21 protein-coding genes are annotated in these 19,421 nt (G+C 39.1%); 10 read left to right on the top strand and 11 right to left on the bottom strand.

The window, feature by feature from the left end; translation table 11 throughout:
- Positions 1 to 111 precede the first annotated feature (111 nt).
- Genes R3D71_08230 through R3D71_08220 form a run of 3 tightly spaced genes read left to right on the top strand, consistent with a single transcriptional unit; the run spans position 112 to position 2,119 of the window.
- Positions 112 to 528, top strand: coding sequence for a Fur family transcriptional regulator (locus tag R3D71_08230; GenBank protein ID MEZ5691637.1), 417 nt, complete (start codon positions 112 to 114; stop codon positions 526 to 528).
- A 23-nt stretch (positions 529 to 551) separates the two neighbouring features.
- Positions 552 to 1,361: a GNAT family N-acyltransferase gene (locus R3D71_08225; GenBank protein ID MEZ5691636.1), complete on the top strand. Its 810-nt coding sequence runs from the start codon at positions 552 to 554 to the stop codon at positions 1,359 to 1,361.
- The gene (locus tag R3D71_08220) at positions 1,358 to 2,119 is read left to right on the top strand and encodes a 1-acyl-sn-glycerol-3-phosphate acyltransferase (GenBank protein ID MEZ5691635.1); all 762 of its coding nucleotides are present in this window, start codon (positions 1,358 to 1,360) and stop codon (positions 2,117 to 2,119) included. The genes R3D71_08225 and R3D71_08220 overlap by 4 nt, the downstream gene beginning before the upstream one ends.
- A 3-nt stretch (positions 2,120 to 2,122) precedes the next feature.
- Here the strand turns inward: R3D71_08220 and R3D71_08215 are convergent, their stop codons facing one another.
- Together R3D71_08215 and R3D71_08210 are read right to left on the bottom strand one after the other, a co-directional pair.
- On the bottom strand, positions 2,123 to 3,001 hold the full coding sequence (locus R3D71_08215; GenBank protein MEZ5691634.1) for a type II secretion system protein: 879 nt from the start codon (positions 2,999 to 3,001) through the stop codon (positions 2,123 to 2,125).
- Positions 3,001 to 3,561 (bottom strand): J domain-containing protein, encoded by a 561-nt coding sequence (locus R3D71_08210; GenBank protein ID MEZ5691633.1) that lies wholly within the window; start codon positions 3,559 to 3,561, stop codon positions 3,001 to 3,003. Before R3D71_08210 ends, R3D71_08215 begins: the two co-directional genes overlap by 1 nt.
- 236 nt (positions 3,562 to 3,797) lie before the next feature.
- Between R3D71_08210 and R3D71_08205 the strand changes: the two genes are divergently transcribed.
- Positions 3,798 to 4,190: a hypothetical protein gene (locus tag R3D71_08205; protein MEZ5691632.1), complete on the top strand. Its 393-nt coding sequence runs from the start codon at positions 3,798 to 3,800 to the stop codon at positions 4,188 to 4,190.
- A 41-nt stretch (positions 4,191 to 4,231) separates the two neighbouring features.
- On the opposite strand, the gene R3D71_08200 is transcribed toward R3D71_08205, so the two are convergent.
- The 9 genes from R3D71_08200 to R3D71_08160 form a co-directional block, all read right to left on the bottom strand.
- Positions 4,232 to 5,185, bottom strand: coding sequence for a M15 family metallopeptidase (locus R3D71_08200; protein ID MEZ5691631.1), 954 nt, complete (start codon positions 5,183 to 5,185; stop codon positions 4,232 to 4,234).
- Positions 5,186 to 5,254: 69 nt separating this feature from the next.
- Positions 5,255 to 5,584 carry a GIY-YIG nuclease family protein gene (locus R3D71_08195; GenBank protein MEZ5691630.1) on the bottom strand — a complete coding sequence of 110 codons (330 nt, stop codon included), beginning with the start codon at positions 5,582 to 5,584 and terminating at the stop codon, positions 5,255 to 5,257.
- A gap of 33 nt (positions 5,585 to 5,617) precedes the next feature.
- Positions 5,618 to 6,430 carry an indole-3-glycerol phosphate synthase TrpC gene (gene trpC, locus R3D71_08190; GenBank protein MEZ5691629.1) on the bottom strand — a complete coding sequence of 271 codons (813 nt, stop codon included), beginning with the start codon at positions 6,428 to 6,430 and terminating at the stop codon, positions 5,618 to 5,620.
- 10 nt (positions 6,431 to 6,440) lie between these two features.
- Complete coding sequence (gene trpD, locus R3D71_08185) at positions 6,441 to 7,466, bottom strand: anthranilate phosphoribosyltransferase (protein ID MEZ5691628.1); 1,026 nt, start codon at positions 7,464 to 7,466, stop codon at positions 6,441 to 6,443.
- The gene (locus R3D71_08180; GenBank protein ID MEZ5691627.1) at positions 7,466 to 8,038 is read right to left on the bottom strand and encodes an aminodeoxychorismate/anthranilate synthase component II; all 573 of its coding nucleotides are present in this window, start codon (positions 8,036 to 8,038) and stop codon (positions 7,466 to 7,468) included. Before R3D71_08180 ends, trpD begins: the two co-directional genes overlap by 1 nt.
- Before the next feature lie 10 nt (positions 8,039 to 8,048).
- Positions 8,049 to 8,345 carry a putative addiction module antidote protein gene (locus R3D71_08175; GenBank protein ID MEZ5691626.1) on the bottom strand — a complete coding sequence of 99 codons (297 nt, stop codon included), beginning with the start codon at positions 8,343 to 8,345 and terminating at the stop codon, positions 8,049 to 8,051.
- A complete protein-coding gene (locus tag R3D71_08170) occupies positions 8,342 to 8,680 on the bottom strand; it encodes a type II toxin-antitoxin system RelE/ParE family toxin (protein MEZ5691625.1) in 339 nt (112 codons plus the stop codon). The genes R3D71_08175 and R3D71_08170 overlap by 4 nt, the downstream gene beginning before the upstream one ends.
- A 68-nt stretch (positions 8,681 to 8,748) precedes the next feature.
- On the bottom strand, positions 8,749 to 10,287 hold the full coding sequence (gene trpE / locus R3D71_08165; GenBank protein ID MEZ5691624.1) for an anthranilate synthase component I: 1,539 nt from the start codon (positions 10,285 to 10,287) through the stop codon (positions 8,749 to 8,751).
- Entirely contained in the window at positions 10,287 to 12,203 is a 1,917-nt protein-coding gene (locus R3D71_08160; protein ID MEZ5691623.1) for a SurA N-terminal domain-containing protein, read from the bottom strand. The genes trpE and R3D71_08160 overlap by 1 nt, the downstream gene beginning before the upstream one ends.
- Positions 12,204 to 12,396: 193 nt before the next feature.
- Here R3D71_08160 and tpiA point away from each other — a divergent pair, with 193 nt between their 5' ends.
- From tpiA to R3D71_08130, 6 genes are all read left to right on the top strand, one after another.
- Positions 12,397 to 13,173 carry a triose-phosphate isomerase gene (gene tpiA / locus R3D71_08155; protein MEZ5691622.1) on the top strand — a complete coding sequence of 259 codons (777 nt, stop codon included), beginning with the start codon at positions 12,397 to 12,399 and terminating at the stop codon, positions 13,171 to 13,173.
- A 150-nt stretch (positions 13,174 to 13,323) separates the two neighbouring features.
- Entirely contained in the window at positions 13,324 to 13,686 is a 363-nt protein-coding gene (secG, locus tag R3D71_08150) for a preprotein translocase subunit SecG (protein ID MEZ5691621.1), read from the top strand.
- A 3-nt stretch (positions 13,687 to 13,689) separates the two neighbouring features.
- A complete protein-coding gene (locus R3D71_08145; protein ID MEZ5691620.1) occupies positions 13,690 to 15,345 on the top strand; it encodes a CTP synthase in 1,656 nt (551 codons plus the stop codon).
- 18 nt (positions 15,346 to 15,363) lie between these two features.
- Entirely contained in the window at positions 15,364 to 15,645 is a 282-nt protein-coding gene (locus R3D71_08140) for a helix-turn-helix domain-containing protein (GenBank protein ID MEZ5691619.1), read from the top strand.
- Between the two features lie 74 nt (positions 15,646 to 15,719).
- The gene (locus tag R3D71_08135) at positions 15,720 to 17,930 is read left to right on the top strand and encodes a PAS domain-containing sensor histidine kinase (protein MEZ5691618.1); all 2,211 of its coding nucleotides are present in this window, start codon (positions 15,720 to 15,722) and stop codon (positions 17,928 to 17,930) included.
- Positions 17,931 to 18,027: 97 nt separating this feature from the next.
- Entirely contained in the window at positions 18,028 to 19,419 is a 1,392-nt protein-coding gene (locus tag R3D71_08130) for a sigma-54 dependent transcriptional regulator (GenBank protein ID MEZ5691617.1), read from the top strand.
- Positions 19,420 to 19,421: the final 2 nt, after the last annotated feature.

Raw genomic sequence — 19,421 nt, 5'->3', positions numbered from 1 at the left:
AAATCATTTTATCCTTGTGGCAAGTCTTGCGTTGTTTATAGTTTATGTGTAGATTCCATGAGAATGTTGTTACATTAATTTTTATGTATTAATGATTAATAGTTTGTTTCTGTGTCGGATATAGAAGAAAAGTGTATAGAAAAAGGTTTGAAGATGACGGGGCAACGCCGTGTTGTCGCTAAGGTTATTTCTGAATCTGATGACCACCCCGATGTTGATATGTTGTATCAAAGAGCTATAGAAATAGACCCTAATATTAGTATAGCCACTGTTTATAGAACAGTTAAACTTTTTGAGGAGGCTGGTATTACTCAGCGCCATGATTTTGGCGATGGGAGAGCACGTTATGAGCCAGCCGATGTTGATCATCATGATCATTTGATAGATCTTAAAACTGGTGATGTAGTTGAGTTTACTAATGAGAAAATAGAGATTTTGCAAAAAGAAATAGCTAAAGAGCTTGGCTACAGGCTGGTTGACCATAGGTTAGAGCTTTATGGTATACCTATTGATGATAAAAAATCATAAGAATAGAAAGTTATAATTAACAGATGTCTGTTGGAAAAATAGAGCCATTATACGATATGGATAGGATTATCGCTGGTAACCTTGAGGTTTTTGTTGCCTCAAAACCAGAGGATATTGAAGCGTCAAAAGTTCTGCGTTATCAGGTATTTTTTGAGGAGATGGGAGCAAAAGCTAGTGATATTATAGCTAAAACCCAGATGGATCAGGATGAGTTTGATGATGTATGTGATCATCTTTTAGTCGCTGAGCATCAGGAAGATGGAGGGTACCGTGTTGTGGGGACATACCGTCTTTTGCGTAGGCAACAGATGAAAAAAATCGGTAGATTTTATACGGATGGCGAGTTTGATATAAATTTAATTAAAAGTTATGATGGTGAGATATTAGAGGTTGGACGTTCTTGTGTGCATGCTGATTTCCGTAATCGGGCGGTTATGCAGTTATTATGGAGAGGAATTGGAGCTTATGTGGTTAAGTTTCAAGTAAAATTCATGTTTGGCTGCGCTAGTTTTCACGGTGTTGATCCTAAAGAGCACGCTATGGCGCTTTCCTATCTTTATCATTATCACCTAACACCAAAGGAGATGTGTCCACGCGCGCTTGAAAGCCGTTATGTTGATATGAATTTGATGCCAAAAGAAATGGTTGATGAAAAAGAGGCTTTTTCCAGTCTTCCACCTTTGATAAAAGGTTACCTAAGACTTAGTGGTTCTATTGGTGATGGGGCGGTTGTTGATATAGAATATAATACTGTTGATGTTAGTATTGTTGTTAAAACCGATTTGATAACCGAGAAATACGCTACAAGATATGGGAGTAGGGAAGCGGTTTGAATTTTTTTAAGGCTATTTTTAAGTTTGTATTACTTATGCTGTGGACATTTTTTTCCATAGTATTGCTTTTTATTATTTCCAGAACACGTAGGAAGAAATGGATTAATGGTTTTTCAAAAGTTATATTTTCAGGTATAAACCGGATAGCGGGTGTGCGGGTAAGTGTGAATGGTGAGGTTAGTCACAACAGACCATTATTGATTGTTTCCAACCATATTTCTTATCTTGATATAACAGTGCTTGGTAGTGAAGTGCCAATATGTTTTACCCCAAAAAGTGATATGGCTAAATGGCCGGTTATATCTAGTTTTTGCCGTATGCTCGGATGTATTTTTATTGAGCGTACCGCTTGCGGCATAAAAGACGCGCGTCAAAAAATGCGTGATACTTTAGAAAGGGGAGATGTGCTTTCGCTTTTTCCAGAAGGGACTACTGGAAATGGTCGGTATGTTCTGCCTTTTAAGTCTAGTCTTTTTAGTATAGCTGAGGAAAAACTAGCGGATAGTGATATATTTATTCAACCAGCGGTTATAAGTTATGATACGATTGGTGGCTTACCTATAGACAGCTCTCAATGGCCAAAAATAGCTTGGTATGGTGATATGTATCTTTTCCCTCATATTTGGCAATTATTTAAGATGAATAGGATAGATGTTAGTGTAAGTTTTTTGCCGCCGGTTACTCTTAGTCAGTTTGAGGATCGTAAGGAAATGGCGATATATTTGCGCGATGAAGTGGTTGGTGTGCTTAGGAAGTGAAGGCTATTGGAATTTGATCAATAAAGCACAGCTACTATTGTTTCCATCATTTACAGAAAGAGAATATCGTTGTTTTTCACCATTTACGTTGCCATTGTCAAAACAGCTAGTATTACTAGAAGGAGTAGCTGTCGTAAATGGACCACCCATAGTAGAATTTCCTGCCCACATTCTACTGAACTCATTCATTAAGGTCATAACACCGCCAGATTGTGGAAAACCATCATCTATTTTTTTATCTATATTATACGCGGTTATAACCTTAATATTAATGTTAGATAGAGGCCATCCATATTGGTTGATAGAATTCATTTGTTGTATCCCAAAGTAGTGATTATTATCTCCGAATATATTTGACAAAGCTAGGCTTTGATAACCTCCTCCTATAACATATATGTAATTCTCATTTCCAAGTTTTGCCTTTGGCATATATTTTATTAAATTTGCTGATGAGACTCCTGTAGTCGCTACAGTGGCGCTTGCGGTATTAAAGTTTCCATCTATTAACTGTGCCATACTTAAATCTGTCCAAAATAGCGCTAGCTCAGCGACATCTAGCTGGCAACATCCAGAGGCATTGCCAGGTCCTCTTCCAGGTGGGAATGTTATATAGCCGTCTATGAAAGAATTACCATCTCCTTGTCCTCTTTTTATACCTCTTGGCTTAAAGCCAAAATTCTGTGCGTTTTTACAGTCACCGGGAAGGCAATTATACTTACTTTGAAAAGCTCTAACCGCCAAATTATATTTGGTAATTTGTGATATTTGAGCACTGACTTTTGATGCTTCTATAAGGTAATTTCCTAATAACACTCCGCTTACTATTAAGCCTATAATGATTAGTACTACAGACAGCTCAATTAATGTAAATCCGTTTTTCATTATTTTATCTCTTTTAGTAAATACTGATAAGCGACGGTAATTTTCTTAAATTTTTCCTCTGATAGTTTATCGCCGCTATTTTTATCAGGATGATATTTTTTTACTAGAGTTTTGTATGAGGCTTTTAGTTGTTTTAATGTGTATGGGTGGTTAAGTTCCATAATATCCAGAGCTTTACGTTTTTTCGTTGGTATTTTCGGCTGAGGAGTTGATGGTTTTTTATTATAGAGAAACTCATATAATTTATCTTTGAGTAATTTTTCTTTGTCATTGGTTAAAGTTTCCCTGTTCCAAGTTGGGCGATGACCGGTTACGGAATCTTTGATAAAATCCTCTATTTCATCCTCGTTCATACCAGAGAAAAAATTCCACATCTTATTACGTTCTCGTATATGTTCTAGGCAGAACCAGTCATACTCATTTATTTTATCGCGTGATTTGGGAGCTTTATATTCACCTGCTTGCGAGCAGCCCCTTATGGCGCATGGAGGTGCTTTTCCGCTCTCTATATGCGGAACAAAATATTGGCGTTTTCTGGGACGAGGTTTTTTATCAGACATAGTTTTTATTGTTTATTATAGACAAAATTCTTTGCGGATATATCCTGTCCGCCATACAGTATACCATGTAGTGTACACGGATTATTATCATTTTGTCGTCAATAATCAGCAGTAAAAGTGCGTTCAAGAGACTTTTGTTTGAAATGCGTATGTAACAAAACTGTCACAAAAAACGCCTTGTCTGCCCCCCCCCATATGTTAAGATCCCTTCATCAATGATTTAATTGGAGGGTTTTATGGATAAAGAAGACAAAGCTAAGTTAGCCGCTGCAACAATAGCGGGCGCAGCGGGAGGGCAACTTATAGGTATTGGTATGGATAGTTTAGTTGGTGAGGGGTTTCCTGTTTACGGGCGTCCTGTAGCTGTAGAGGCGGCGCAGCAAATTATGGGGATGCCAGATGTTGAAAAGATGAGTCCGGCTGAAGTAAACTTTGAAATGGAAAAAAGGAAAGCTGCAGTACAAGGGAATCGTGGTCTAGATCGTGATAAGGTGAGCAATAAAAGACAGAAAAAAATGTTTACAGGTTTAGTACTTGGTGCTGTTGTTGGCGGCGGTGCAGGATACGCGGTATTGCGGCGTAGACAGAAAAAAGAACAGGAAGAAAATAAAGGCACTCAGAAAGGGTGAGTTTTAGTTGTTTTTCTTTATCTCTTCAATTCCCCAGTTCTTCAATTCATCGTCAAAGCTTCATCATAAATTGGGTTGTAGTTGCCATGATAGAATTCTATTTTTTCTTCTAGTGGTGGGGTGGTATGCCCGATTATCTCTAGTAGTTTTTCCTCATGTCCGGTAAAGATTTTCCGCCAGTTTTCTAGGAAATAAGTATAAATCCAGTTTTCTTTATTTTTTGCTGTATATTCCAAGCCGACACAACGGGCGGCGCTATCTAGCACTCTCCATAAATCTTCCCTATTTTCTGGTAGTCTGTCATCCCAGAACTCATTACGTAGCGGGGCGATAAGCAGTCCGTTGCCAAAAGCCGCCCGTAGGAAGGCAGCTTCACGAATAATACGGTTTCTTTTTGCTGTTTCAGAGATTTTATTACCATTATAGTAACGCATGTTGGTGGACATATCTAAATGGTCAAAATGTCCACCCATATCTATTTCACGTCCGTCGCTGTCTATCATCATACTATCTATCGCCATCGCTTTGTTATGGGCGCTTTCGGCGGGCATGGCGAGTATGCCACTTGCCAGATCCTCATCACTGGCGAGATTGTAAATTCTAAACGCGCCATCAACTGTGCGTAATCCATCGTATAAAATAGTCTGCCAGCCATAAGTTTTATAAAGGTAATCAGCGGCGGAAATTACGATTTCAGCTAGTGTTTTATGTAGGTATAATTTGTAATTTTTTGGGTAGGCTAGTCCGAATTTGTTTATACGCTGGTGGCGGGAAGCTTTGGCATAGGTTTCTTTATCTACCCTGATGGTCCGGTTTCTATCGTCATATATAAGTTCCTCCTGCGCGTAGGCAACGCAAACATTAAGAGCGGGACTCTCATGTATTTTCATGTCTACCAATTGGTCTTGCGTAATAGTTATGGCTGAAGGAATAAGCTCACGCACAAATGTTTGCGAGGTTTTGCCGGTAAATTCTTCCCATGGTTTGCGTTTCATAATTTTTCTGTCGTAGATTGTAAGCAAAATAATATTTATAAAGATTCCTCACTGTGTTTGGAATGACAATTATCTGTCATCTCGAGTGAGCGTAGCGAAAGGAGAGATCTTCGTGTTGGTTGTAGCGTATAAATCGTCCCATGATGGATTTATAGATTCTACCAAATTATCCTTCTTTTCTCTACGCCATTTTTTTAATTGTTTCTCACGGGTTATAGCGGCATTTACGTCATTAATAGTTTCAATATAGACAAGTTTTGTAAGATTGTATTTTGTAGTGAAGCCTTTAACAAGTTTTTGTTTATGTTCGTATATCCTGCGCTCTAGATTATTAGTCACACCAATATACAGCACTTTATTATTCCAGTTTGTTAGCATGTAAATATAATAAGTTTTCATTGGGGTATTAACTCGTTTACATGTAAAGATTCCTCACTGTGTTCGGAATGACAGTAAATCTTTGGTTGCTTTTGTCACATCGTTCTGCCGCATCAGTGATTCACCAACAAGGAAGGCGTGTAAGCCACAAGCTCGCATACGTGCTATGTCCGCCGGAGTGCTTATACCGCTTTCGCAAATACCAATATAGTCTTTAGGAATATATTTAGCTAATTCCTCAGAGGTGGTAAGGTCTACATTAAGAGTTTTCAAGTTTCGGTTATTGATGCCGATAATTTTTCCCACATTATCAGGATTAATGGCAAGAGCGCGATCAAGCTCTTTTTTGTTATGTATCTCAACTAACGTGTCCATACCAAGTTCGCTAGATAGTGATTCTAGCTCTTGTGCCTGTTTGTCACTAAGAGCTGCCATAATAAGCAAGATACAATCCGCACCAATAGCGCGGGATTCTACAATTTGATAAGGTTCCAACATAAAATCCTTGCGTAATAGCGGAAGGTTTGTTGCATTTCTTGCTTCCTTTAGATATTCATCACTGCCTTGAAAATAAGGAATATCGGTAAGCACTGAAAGGCAGGTAGCTCCACCCTTATCATAGGCTTCCGCAAGTTTTTCGGGATTAAAATCTGTGCGGATAAGCCCTTTACTGGGAGATGCCTTTTTAATTTCGGCAATAAGGGCCGGTTTACCATTAGCTATTTTTTCCGCTAACGCTTTTTTGAAACCTCTGGGCGTGGTTTGTGTTTTTGACAGTGAATATAATTCACTTTCGTTTATTATGGATTTCTGTTTTTCTATATGCTGCTTTTTATCAGCGCATATCTTTGTAAGGGTATTGGTCATTTAACTATTATTATTTCATTGGTGTATTACTTATATCAACCAGTTTTTTAAGGACAGAATGGGCTTTGCCGGAATCTATCGCTTCTGCCGCTATAAGTGCCGCTTCTTTTAGACTAACTGCTTTGCCTGATATTACAAGACCCGCTGCCGCATTATAAACGATAGAGTCACGATGTGGGCTTTCTAGCCCAGAAATAGCTTCAACAAGAGCGTTAGCGTTTTGTTCAGGGCTTCCGCCTTTGATGCTATCAGGCGGAGAGACATTAAGTCCGGCATCTGCTGGTGATACTTCAAATTCTTCTATTTCGCCGTTGCTAAGCGATACGACATGGGATGTGCCACTTATGGTAAGTTCGTCAAGCCCGTCACTGCCACAAACTACCCATGCCGCTTTAGTGCCGAGTGACTTTAGAGACTCGGTCATGAGTTTAGCGAGTTCTTTGTTATAAACCCCAACTAACTGAAAATCGGGACAGGCGGGATTAGTAAGAGGACCTAATATATTAAAGATAGTACGGATTCCAAGCTCTTGACGGACGGGTGCTACATGACGCGTGGCGGTGTGGTATTTGGGAGCAAATAGGAAAGCCATGTTACATTGTTTTAGACATTCTTCCATGACTTCGGTTTGCGCATCTATTTTAACGCCAAGCATAGATAGTACATCAGCAGAGCCTGATTTTGAGGTAACTGAACGGTTACCATGTTTTATTGTTGGTATATCGCAAGCAGCTAAGACGAAGGCGGTTGCGGTTGATATATTATATGTCCCACGATTGTCACCTCCGGTTCCACAAGTATCAATAGCACCGGCGATAGAGCTGAATTTTTTTGCCTTTGCGCGCATGGCGATAGCGCCAGCGGTAATCTCGTCCGCGGTTTCTCCTTTTATAACAATTCCCATGAGCAGTGCGGCCATTTGCGCTGGGGTAGCTCCGCCATTCATCATTATTTGGAAAATACGGGTGGCTAAGTCCTCATTTAGATTTTTCTTATCTTTTAATAAAGATATAGCGTGTTTTATTGGCTCAATCATTATTTTATATTATCCAGAAAATTTTTTAGTATGTCATAACCATATTCAGAGGCGATTGACTCAGGGTGGAACTGTACACCGCTTGTATTATGCTCCTTATGCTGTAAGCCCATTATAAGATCATCATTGGTGGTTGCGGTAATTTCAAGGCAAGATGGTAGGGTGTCTTTCTCTACGATAAGTGAGTGGTATCTAGTTGCCTCAAAGGGATTGGGTAGTTCGGCAAACACACTTCTGCCATCATGATTTATTTTACTTATTTTGCCGTGCATAGGTTTAGGCGCGTGGATAACTTTGCCTCCAAACGCCTCACCGATAGCTTGCATACCAAGACAGACACCGAATATAGGTATGTTGCCGGAAGCTTTTTTGATAAGCTCAAGGCATATACCAGATTTTTGTGGAGTGGCAGGACCAGGTGAGATGACAATACCGTCAGGTTTTGCTGCCATAAGCTCATCACAACTGATTGTGTCGTTACGGTAGACAGTAACCTCAGCTCCTAGCTCACCTAAATAGTGAACAAGATTGTAAGTAAAGCTGTCGTAATTATCTAAAAGTGTTATTTTCATGGCACAGCGTTTATATGATGCTTATAGATAAACGCAGACCTGTAGCTTCTAAAACCTTAGTCAAGGTCTCGAGTCTTGGGTTGCCTTTTTCGGAGAGGGTTTTATAGAGATTCTGACGTCCCAGAGAGGTTTTTTTAGCCAGCTCTGTCATTCCACCAACACGAGCGTCGGCTACATGTTTTAGGGCGAGCGTAAATAGTTCTGTATCTCCACTCGCTAGGCATTCTTCCAGATAAACAGCGGCATATTTTGGATCTTTTAGCAATTCGTTACACACTTCCTTAAATGGTCTACTAGCTCTATTCATGATTTTCTCCTTTTGTAATCATCAAGATATTCTTTGGCTTTCGCAATTGTTTTATTTTGATCGCTCTTTGTAGAGCCAGCTAATAATAAAATAACTCTGCTCCCTATTTTAGCATAAAAAATACGAAATCCTTGTCCATAATGTTCTCGTAACTCATAAATTCCCTTTACCCCCACAAGAGGTTTTGTATCTCCAAAGTTACCAAGCTCTATGCGGTTGATACGAGATTGTATTTTCGCGCGTGTCTTAAAATCCTTAATATTGCTAAGCCACTTCAAAAATGGGATTTTGCCTTTTTTATCTTCGTATACCTCAATATCATATATTTGTTTCATATTTATATATTGTCTCTTAAAGGGGACAGAATGTCAAGGGTGTTTATTCTTTATAAATTCGCGTGGGACTATACAAAATTTATAGTCTCCTGTGCGGCTTTCATGAGTGCTCTGGCTTTGTTTAGAGATTCTTGATATTCATCATCGCTATTACTGTCGGCGACTATACCACCTCCAGCTTGTATATAAATAATGTTGTCCTTGATAAGAGCTGTGCGTAAGGTTATGCAAGTATCCATATTACCATTTCCTGAGAAATAGCCGATACATCCGGCGTAAAAGCTTCTTGATTCTACCTCCAGCTCATCAATTATTTCCATTGCTCGTATTTTTGGCGCACCACTCACTGTTCCGGCGGGAAAGCCAGCGATAAGAGCGGAAAGAGCGTCATATTCAGGATTAATATCTCCAATTACGTTGGATACTATATGCATGACATGAGAGTAATTTTCTATGGACATTTTATCAGTGGTTTTTACACTACCGGTTTTCGCTACTCTGCCAACATCGTTCCTGCCTAAGTCAAGTAACATGAGATGCTCAGATATTTCTTTTTGGTCGGCAAGCAGATCAGCGGCAAGAGCCGCGTCCTCATCTTTGTTCTTACCTCTTTTTCTGGTTCCGGCTATTGGACGGATAGTTACTTCACCATCACGTAATCTTACCAGTATTTCTGGACTTGAGCCGACTAGCTGATAATTCCCGAAATTAAGGTAGAACAAAAAAGGAGATGGGTTGAGCTGGCGTAACGCCCGATATAAAGAAAATGGTGGTAAGTTAAATTGAGCGGAAAAACGTTGTGATAACACCACTTGAAAAATATCGCCGTCATATATGTATTCCTTCGCTTTGTTTAGCATTTCGTCATATTTGTCACGGCTGGTGTTAGATACGAAATCAGATATTTTTACCGAATTGTAGCTCTCACCATCAGATCTTGGGATATTTAAGTTGAGTTTTTTAATAGTTTTATCTATTAACGCTGTTGCTTCCTTATATGCCTCTTTGGCATATGCCAGACTGTTTGAGTTTTTATCAAGGTCATAAAAGGCACTGGCGATTATGAACATCTTATCAGTTATATTATCAAAAATTACCATTATACGCGGTCGCATGAAGTGACTGTCAGGTATTTTTATGCTATCATTCTTGGTTGATGGTAGTTTCTCCATTAGCTTTACCATGTCATAGCCCATAGTGCCAACTAGACCACTTGCCATTGGTGGCAAACCCTCTGGTATATCTATTTTAGACGCCTCATATAAATTTCTAAATGAAGTGAGACTATCTTCACCAACAGGAGAAAAATCACTATATTTTGAATTTGAGTCATATAATTCTGAGATTTCCGCTTGGTTGCCGGTACATCTCCATATTATGTCTGGCATCAGACCTATTATAGAGTAACGACCACGTATCTTGCCTTTTTCCACTGACTCAAGCAAGAATGAAGGCTCATCATCTTTCATAAGCCGCAACATGGCGGCTACTGGTGTATCCAAATCCGCAGGTAGGGAAGTCCATACTAATTGAGATTTTCCCTGATTATATATATTGCAGAATTCCTGCTCATCAGGATAGAGTTTTTGTTCTTCGGCTTTTGTCATTAATAACTACTTTTTATATTTAGTGCCGCTTCGTTTATTGATACAGGATATTTTTTTCTGAGATGTAATAGATACTGTTCAACAACTTCATTTTGCATTGAGGCTTTATATTCTTGTTTTATTTTTTCTAACGTCTTTTTGAGACCATCATCGTTTTTATCAAGTTTTGCCGGTATTATTTCGTCTATTACAGCTATAACATAATTATGGTTATCTCCCCTTTGAAATATGTTACTGGATTCTCCAGATTCCTTTATAAACAGGTCATTAACCACATATTGTGGCAACAAGTCAGGGTCATTGCCGTTTGTAGCTATGCTTATTTTTTTATAACCTAAATTATACTTCTCTATTTCTTGATTGCGCTTGTTATTATCTTTGAAGTTACTCTCAACTTCTTTCGCTAACTTATGAAGTCTAATCTCACGCTCCTTGTCCTTCCACATTTCTGTAGCTTTGTTTTTAATTTTTTCAATAGGTTGGATATAAGCTGGTGTTACTTCGTCAACTCTTAATATATAATTATCGCCATTTTTCCCCATTATAAGCTGAGATTCTGACTTCTCATCGGTGTTAAAGGCCACTTCCAAAAAATTGCCATATGTAGGTAGGGTATTTTCCTTTTTGCCACTTTTAGTAAAACCATTTTTATCAATACCATCCAATGATTTTACTTCTAACTTAAGTTCTGTCGCGGCTTCATGTAGATTACTTCCTCCAGCTAGTAAATCCTCCACTTGATTTGAAATCTCTACAAGAGTGTCGGATGATTTTTCTTTTATGAGCTCTTCTTTAAGTTTGGGAGTCGCCTCACTTAATGTTTGTACTGACGCTGGAATAATGTCAGTCACACGAAATATATGCCAGCCAAATGAGCTTTCAATTGGATCACTGAAGGAATTTTTTTGTAAAGAGAAAACTTTTTTTGCCGCTTCCTCAAGTATGTTTGACTCTTCAACTGTTCCGATGGATATAGAATCAGGATTGAGTATGTTAGATGATTTAGCTACATTTATAAAATCTTTTCCTGAGTTAAGATTATCATACGCTTTATACGCCGCTTCCTTGTTACCAAAGAGTAATTGCTCCACTTGTCTGCGCTCCGGCTTTTTGAAATCATCAATTCTTTCGCTATATAGTTTTTCAATTTCCGTGTTTGATATAGCGTTATTTTTAATTACCAAATTTTTCGCGTCATCTAAGGTAATTTTAATGTAACTTATCTTTCTATATTCAGGCGCGGTGAACTTAGCTATATTACTCTCGTAAAAGGTTCTTAACTGCTCTTCATTAGGATCGTTTATAGATTTTATAAGAGATACAGGTATCGTATATAGTCTAATATCTCTGGTTTCGTTACTTGTGGAGTATATAGTATCTACAGCTTTCTCAGGAACGGGTAGAGATGATACCATAGATTTTATTAGTAGCTCTATGGTGATTTTATTGCGTAGGTCCTCTATGTAACTCTTTTCGCTGCGAGCGGTTGACTTAAGAGCATAGATAAACCTCTCCTTACTGAAATTACCGTCTTTATCATGAAAGGACTTATTTTTTTGGATATTCTCGGCTATTTTTTTGTCATCCACTCTAAGCCCTATCGCCTGAGTTTCCAGTACGAGTAATCTGTTGTTAATGAGAGTCTCAATTACTTTTCTGTTTACCCCAAAATTTTTTATTATATCTGGTGAGAAATTCTTCCCAAGTATTCTTTTTATTTTCTCAGTCTCGTAATATAAATCGCGCTGGTAATCTATATATGGTATTTCAGTATCTCCTACTGTCGCTACTACTATGTTGGCGTTTGACGTTCTTACCATGTCTCCTACACCCCATACGGCGAAGGTAAGGACAAGTAATCCCATCAGGATTTTGGTTCCTATGTTACGAGCGTAATTTTTTAATTTAATTGTCATACCATTTTTCTTGTTAGTTTTTTTACATATTGAGTATTTTATAAATAAATTCAACCAATGATTATGAAATATTTACTACAACAGCTATCCGTATTGTAAAACAATTTTTGTTTGTTATAGTCACGTGATTTAAGATTTTTATATCTAACAGATTATAATCTGGTTATAAATAGGTAATTTATACGGGGTTTTTATGAGTAAATTGATAGTAGCTAATTGGAAAATGAACGGAAATATAGAGTTCACGAAGAAATGGTCGGGTGTAGTGTGTCTGCATATTGGTAAAAAAAAGAGTAAAGATAATACCAAAGTTGTAGTATGTCCTCCTGATGGTTTGATATTTCCGCTTAAAGGGTTTATTGATGGCTCCGCTATTAGTGTTGGTGGACAAGATTGCTATGTTAAAGATGAGGGCGCTTATACTGGTGAAACTAGTGTGAATTTACTTAAAGATTTGGGGTGTGAATATGTTATAGTTGGTCATTCTGAAAGAAGATCTTATTTTGACGAAAGTGATAATATGGTAAGCCAAAAGGCGGCGATTGCCATAAAATCTGGGATAATACCAATAATATGTGTTGGTGAGACTGCGGAGGAGAGAAATAACGGTAAAACGGAGGAAGTTTTAAGAAATCAAGTTAATGGATCATTTCCGTATGAGATGGTTACAGACAGTGGTGTAGGTAAGTTTATTTTCGCTTATGAGCCAGTGTGGGCTATAGGTACTGGAAAAGTGCCGACAATTAGTGATATAAAAGAAGCACATAATGTCATAAAGAGAGAATTTATATCTAATATTACAACCAATTATCAGGTTGATGCTCAGGAAGTTGGGGTGTTATATGGTGGTTCGGTAAAACCAGAGAACTCATCTGATATAATGACGCTTGATGAGGTGGCTGGTGTTTTGGTTGGTGGAGCTAGTTTGAGATCGGATGATTTTTGTAAAATAATAGATGCTGCGGGATAATATAATATTTTTTATTTTCAATAATATATTGAAAATAATTTTAACACTCGCTATGCAGTGCAAAACCACCAATTTCGGTGATGGTTTTAATAAATGGCGCTGGTAAGGCGTAATGTTAGTAAATAGGTTATAAAGTAAAGAGGCTATAAAATGGAAAGTATATATACGGTATTATTAGTCGCTCACACAGTGTTAGTGTTGTTTCTGATAGTAGTTATTTTGTTGCAACGCTCAGAGGGAGGCGGTCTTGGTGGTCTCGGTGGTGGAGGCGGTAATCAGTTTATGACCGGACGTGGTACCGCTAATTTTATGACTCGTACCACATCGTTCCTTGCTGTCGCTTTTATGTGCACTAGCCTTGCTCTTGCGACTATGGCGAGTCGTATGTCCTCAAGCTCTATAGTAGATGAGATAGCTGTTAAGACGGCAATAGAGAAGGGCAGTGATAAAGATAATAATAGTTTGGAAGATACACAAAAACCTGTGGCTCCAGCAATACCTAAGCCAGAGTAAAATATGCCGACACGTTTTATATTTATAACAGGGGGTGTTGTTTCGTCCTTAGGCAAGGGGCTTGCCTCAGCTAGTCTTGGTGCTTTGTTACAAGCGAGAGGTTATAAGGTAAGGCTGCGTAAATTAGATCCTTATCTTAATGTGGATCCTGGAACTATGAATCCAACGCAGCATGGTGAGGTTTTCGTGACTGATGATGGCGCGGAGACGGATCTGGATCTTGGGCATTATGAGCGTTTTACTGGTGTAAGTGCGAGAAGGACTGATTCGGTCAGTACCGGACAGATTTACTCTATGCTGCTTTCTAAAGAACGTAGAGGGGATTATCTTGGTGGAACTGTGCAGGTCATCCCACATGTTACTGATTTAATAAAAGAATTTATTTTGCGAGATACTAGTGATGAGGATTTTGTCCTGTGTGAGATTGGTGGAACTGTTGGTGATATAGAGGGCTTGCCATTTTTAGAGGCGATAAGACAACTTGGCTGGGAATTAGGTCAGGAAAGGGTTATGTATATACACCTTACCCTGATACCTTATATAGCAGCCGCTAAAGAACTAAAAACCAAGCCAACTCAACATAGTGTTAAGGAACTTAGGACTATTGGTATTCAACCGGATATATTGCTGTGTCGGGCGGAGAGGGAAGTTCCGATAGCGCAACGACGCAAGATAGCGCTATTTTGTAATATAAAAGAAGAGTCGGTTATCGTTGGGCAAGATGTGGAGTCAATATATGAGGTGCCGCGCTGTTATAATGAACAGCATTTTGACCTTCAGGTGCTTAAAACCTTTGGGATAGAAAATGGAAAAGAACCTAATCTTAAAAAATGGGATGATATTCTTGATAGGGTAAATAATCCGAAAAGTGAGGTTACGGTCGCTATAGTTGGCAAATATACTGGTATTGGTGATGTTTATAAGTCGCTTTGTGAGGCTTTGGATCACGCCGGAATAGCTAATCAAGTAAAAGTAAATATACGTTGGGTTGATGCTTCTGGCTTTAAGCTGGAAGATGCTGGGAAAGCTTTGTCGGATGTGGATGCGATATTGGTTCCTGGTGGTTTTGGTGAAAGAGGTGTTGGTGGAAAAATGGCTGCTATTACCTATGCTCGGGTGAATAAAAAACCATATCTTGGAATATGTTTTGGTATGCAGCTTGCGGTGATAGAGTACGCGCGTAATGTTCTTGGGATAGAAAACGCTGTTTCTACGGAATTTAACCGTTATGAGGGTAATGATGAACGAGGACCTCTAGTTGGTCTTATGACAGAATGGCAACGTGGGGGAATGATAGAGACTCGTTCGGCAAATAGTGATCTTGGTGGGACAATGCGGCTTGGAGCATATGATTGTTTGCTTAAGCAAGGAAGTCTAGCTCGTAAGGTATATGGTAGTGACAAGATAAGCGAGCGCCATCGTCATAGGTATGAGGTTAACTTAGAATATCGTGAGCAATTTGAGAAATCAGGTATGGTATTTTCAGGACTTTCACCGGAAGGACATTTGCCAGAAATAGTGGAAATAAAAGAGCACCCTTGGTTTGTTGGTGTTCAGTTTCACCCTGAGTTGAAATCCAGACCGTTCGCGCCACATCCGCTTTTTGCCTCTTTTGTAAAGGCTGCTATGCCTGAGGCAAAAAAACAGAAAAAGACGTAGTTATTGGGTCGTGATGACATGCTAAAAACCGTAGAAATAGACGATAGGAAATTAAGGAGGCAGTCATCTGGTCTGGAAAAAAGTATAGAAGAGCATCTGCGTAATTATTTTCTATCACATCGTGGTGATGAGTTGCCACCTTCTGGGCTTTATTATCGGGTGTTACCGCTTTTTGAGCGTCCACTCATAGAAATGACACTTAGAGAAACCGCTGGAAATCAATTAAAGGCCGCGCAGGTGCTGGGAATTAATCGTAATACGTTGCGTAAAAAGATAGTTGAGCTTGGGATTAGTATTTAGTTTTGTGTTATAGATTCTTGGTTATAAAACTATGATTTAGGGCAAGTTAAAATAACGGATAAATTATCAATTTTATGACAGATGATACTACATTATCGGTTAGGAGTTCTGTAGCTAGTTTTGCTCATTGGCTTAAGCGTAATATATTAGTTATCGCTATAGTTTCTGTGTGCGTATCACTTGCTGTTACTTATGGCATAATAGATGATGATTCCGCTGATTTCGGGATGAAACCAAAGCGAATAATCAGATTGCTTACTGTTAATGTTGTTCTATTTTCCTTTGTCATATCTATCATAATTGTACGCATTTACTGGTTGTGGAAGACATTGAAATCAGGATCTGCTAATTACAAGCTACAAAAGCGTATTGTGGCTATGTTCAGCTTGGTTACAATAATACCAACGCTCATAGTTTCTATTTTTTCAGCTATATTTTTTAATATTGGTATTCAAACATGGTTTAATGAACGGGTGCAGCGTACTGTTCAGGAGTCAAAGGCAGTAGCTGAGGCTTATCTTGTGGAGCACAAGGAAAATATTAGAGCGGACGCTATAGCTATGGCAGGGGATTTGGATAAGATAGCGAGTTTAGTAATATCAAATCCACAGAGTTTTGATAGGGCGGTTTCCACACAGGCGGCTCTTCGGGAGCTTACGGAAGCTATAGTAGTACAGCGTAACAAAATAATAGCGCAGAGTAGGTTCAGTTTCTCTTTGTCTTTTGAGACTATTCCGCAAGATGCTTTGGAAAAGGCGGAGCGTGGTGAGGTAGTAATTTTGGCGTTTGATTATGATAAGGTTCAGGCTCTTATAAAAATACCGTCTTTGAGGTATGGATACTTGCTGGTGGGTCGGTTAATTGATAGCAAGGTAATAGAGCATATGCGTAATACGCAAGGGGCGGTTAATGAGTATGAAAGCCTAAAGAAGCAGCTTAATCGTTTTAGTATGACCTTTTCTATAGTGTTCGTTACTATGGCTTTATTGCTGCTTCTTAGCTCCGCTTGGTATGGTATGGTATTTGCCACAAGGCTTACTCGTCCGATAAGAAAGCTGGTTCAAGCGGCGGAAAGAGTAAGAGGTGGGGATTTTAGCGCGCGGATTAGTGGGGAGATCGGTAATGATGAGCTTGGGACTTTAAGCCGTAGTTTTAACCGTATGACCGAGCAATTGGATGCGCAGAGGAAGGATCTGATAGAGGCGAACCGTAGTGTTGACGAACGTAGGATATTTATTGAGACTGTTCTTTCCGGTGTGTCCGCTGGTGTTATCGCCTTGGATCGTGAGAAAATAATTACTCTACATAACCGTTCCTCTGAGTCTATTTTTAGTATGGTCGGAAAATATATCGTAAATGGTGAGCATATAGTAAATCTTTTTCCTGAAATGGAAGAGCTTTTGCTAGCGGCTGAAGATAAGCCGATGGATATAGCCGAAGGTACCATTACTATAAATAGTGACAAAAAATCCCTTTCTTTGCATGTGAGGGTAACTGTTGAGCATATTGAGGGTAATATTAAAGGATTTATAATAACATTTGATGACATCACACCTTTAATAGCCGCTCAACGCAGCGCGGCATGGGCGGATGTGGCGCGTCGTGTAGCGCATGAAATTAAGAATCCGCTTACCCCGATTCAGCTTTCAGCTGAGCGGATAAAGCGTAAATATCTGAAATTTGTAGAAGAGGATAAGGATAGTTTTATAAAATATACTGATACTATAACTAAGCATGTTGCTGATATTGGTAAGATGGTAGAAGAATTTGTTTCATTCGCTAAAATGCCGACAGCAAGTTTTTCTAAAGAAGATATTATCACTATAATAAAAAAAGCGGTGTTCTCGGCTAAGGTTGTTTGTCCTAATTATGATTTTCAACTTTCCTTTAGCGCTGAGCATATATTCATGAATTGTGATGAGCGGCAAATGACGCAGGTTATGACTAATCTGCTTAAAAACGCTGTGGAGGCTATTGATGATAATGTAAATGGCGATGAGTGGTCTAGTGAGAATGGTGTAGTTAAGGTTGGAGCTGATTATAATGATGGGGTAATTAGTATAACTGTTGAGGATAATGGAATTGGTTTGCAAGAAAACTCTCCAGAGAAGCTTCTTGAGCCTTATGTAACTACTCGTAAGAAGGGAACTGGTCTTGGTCTTTCTATAGTTAAGAAAATAGTCGAAGATCATAATGGGTTGATAAAAATAGAAAATATTAAACCAAATGGTGTAAAAGTAACGCTTTCTTTTTTGCAACACTGTGATATAAAAGACGCAAAATAAAGGCTGGGTGCTCGAGGCTGGTTGTAGTAAAAATCCTCATGTTTTCTGGCTGTTAATCTTTAAATTTTAGCCTATAACTTCTAGTCCTGAGTTGTTTATGACCGCTGATATTCTTATTGTTGATGATGAAAAAGATATTCGTGAACTCATTTCCGATATATTGAAGGACGCTAAGTATGGTACGCGTACCGCTCATAGTAGTGATTCAGCGTTTAGGGCGATTGCTGAGCGGGTTCCTTCCGCTATTATACTTGATATATGGCTTCAAGGTAGCGAGCTGGATGGGCTTGGTATATTAGAGATGGTGAAGAAAAAATATCCGCATATTCCAGTGGTTATGATAAGCGGACACGGAAATATTGAAACCGCTGTTTCGTCCATAAAAATGGGTGCTTATGACTTTATAGAAAAGCCGTTTAAGGAAGATAGGCTTCTGTTGGTAGTGGAAAGAGCGCTCGAGAACGCTAAGCTACGTATGGAAAATAGCGAGCTTAAGACGCGTGGCAAGTTTGAAATGAGGATTGATGGTAAATCACAGGCAGCGCAGCAGTTGCGCAATGTAGTTGATAAAGTTTCTTCTACATCTAGTCGTGTGTTGATAACTGGCGCTCCGGGAACTGGTAAAGAGATGGTCGCTCGTATTATTCATGATAAATCCTCAAGGAAATCTGGCAATTTCGTGGTGATGAATAGTGTGGGGCTTACAACGGAAAAAGCTGAGGCAGAGCTTTTTGGGGTTGAGGATGTAAATCCAACAGGAGGAGCGGAAAGGCTAGGGGTTTTTGAAAAGGCTCACAATGGGACTTTATTTATAGATGAGATAGCTGAGATACCTCTGGAAGCGCAGGCTAAGATACTCAGAGTGTTACAGGAAGGAAGCTTTACTCGTAAGGGTGGTAAAAATAAGGTTGGTATAGATGTTAGGGTTATCGCCGCTAGTAATCACACTCTGGAAAATGAAATAGCGTCCGGCAGATTTCGTGAGGATTTATATTACAGGCTTAACGTGGTTCCTGTGCGGATGCCTTCTCTTAAAGATAGGAGAGAGGATGTACCGGAATTATGTGATTATTTTATCAGGCGTGCCGCTGAAATATCTGGCGCGTCGGTTAGATCGCTTTCACAAGAAGCTATTGTTATGTTGCAGTCATATTCGTGGCCGGGAAATGTACGGCAGTTGCGTAATATGATGGAATGGCTACTTATTATGACAGAGGATAAGAGCGCGATTATATCCGCTGATGAGTTGCCACCGGAGATATTAACGTCTAACCCAGTGCTCGCTCGCCCAGAAACTAACGCTGATATTATGTCAATGGCTCTAAGAGAGGCGAGGGAATTATTTGAGAAGCAATATTTAGTAGCTCAGATTGAGCGTTTTGGTGGTAATATATCAAGAACGTCAAATTTTGTTGGTATGGAACGTTCCGCTTTGCATCGTAAGCTTAAGTTGCTAGGGATAAACACCAGTGATGAGAAGGTGGCTTGATT

This window comes from Rickettsiales bacterium (genome assembly GCA_041396965.1).
GTDB lineage: Bacteria > Pseudomonadota > Alphaproteobacteria > Rickettsiales > SXRF01 > SXRF01.
This window is presented reverse-complemented; position numbering and strand designations above follow the sequence as displayed.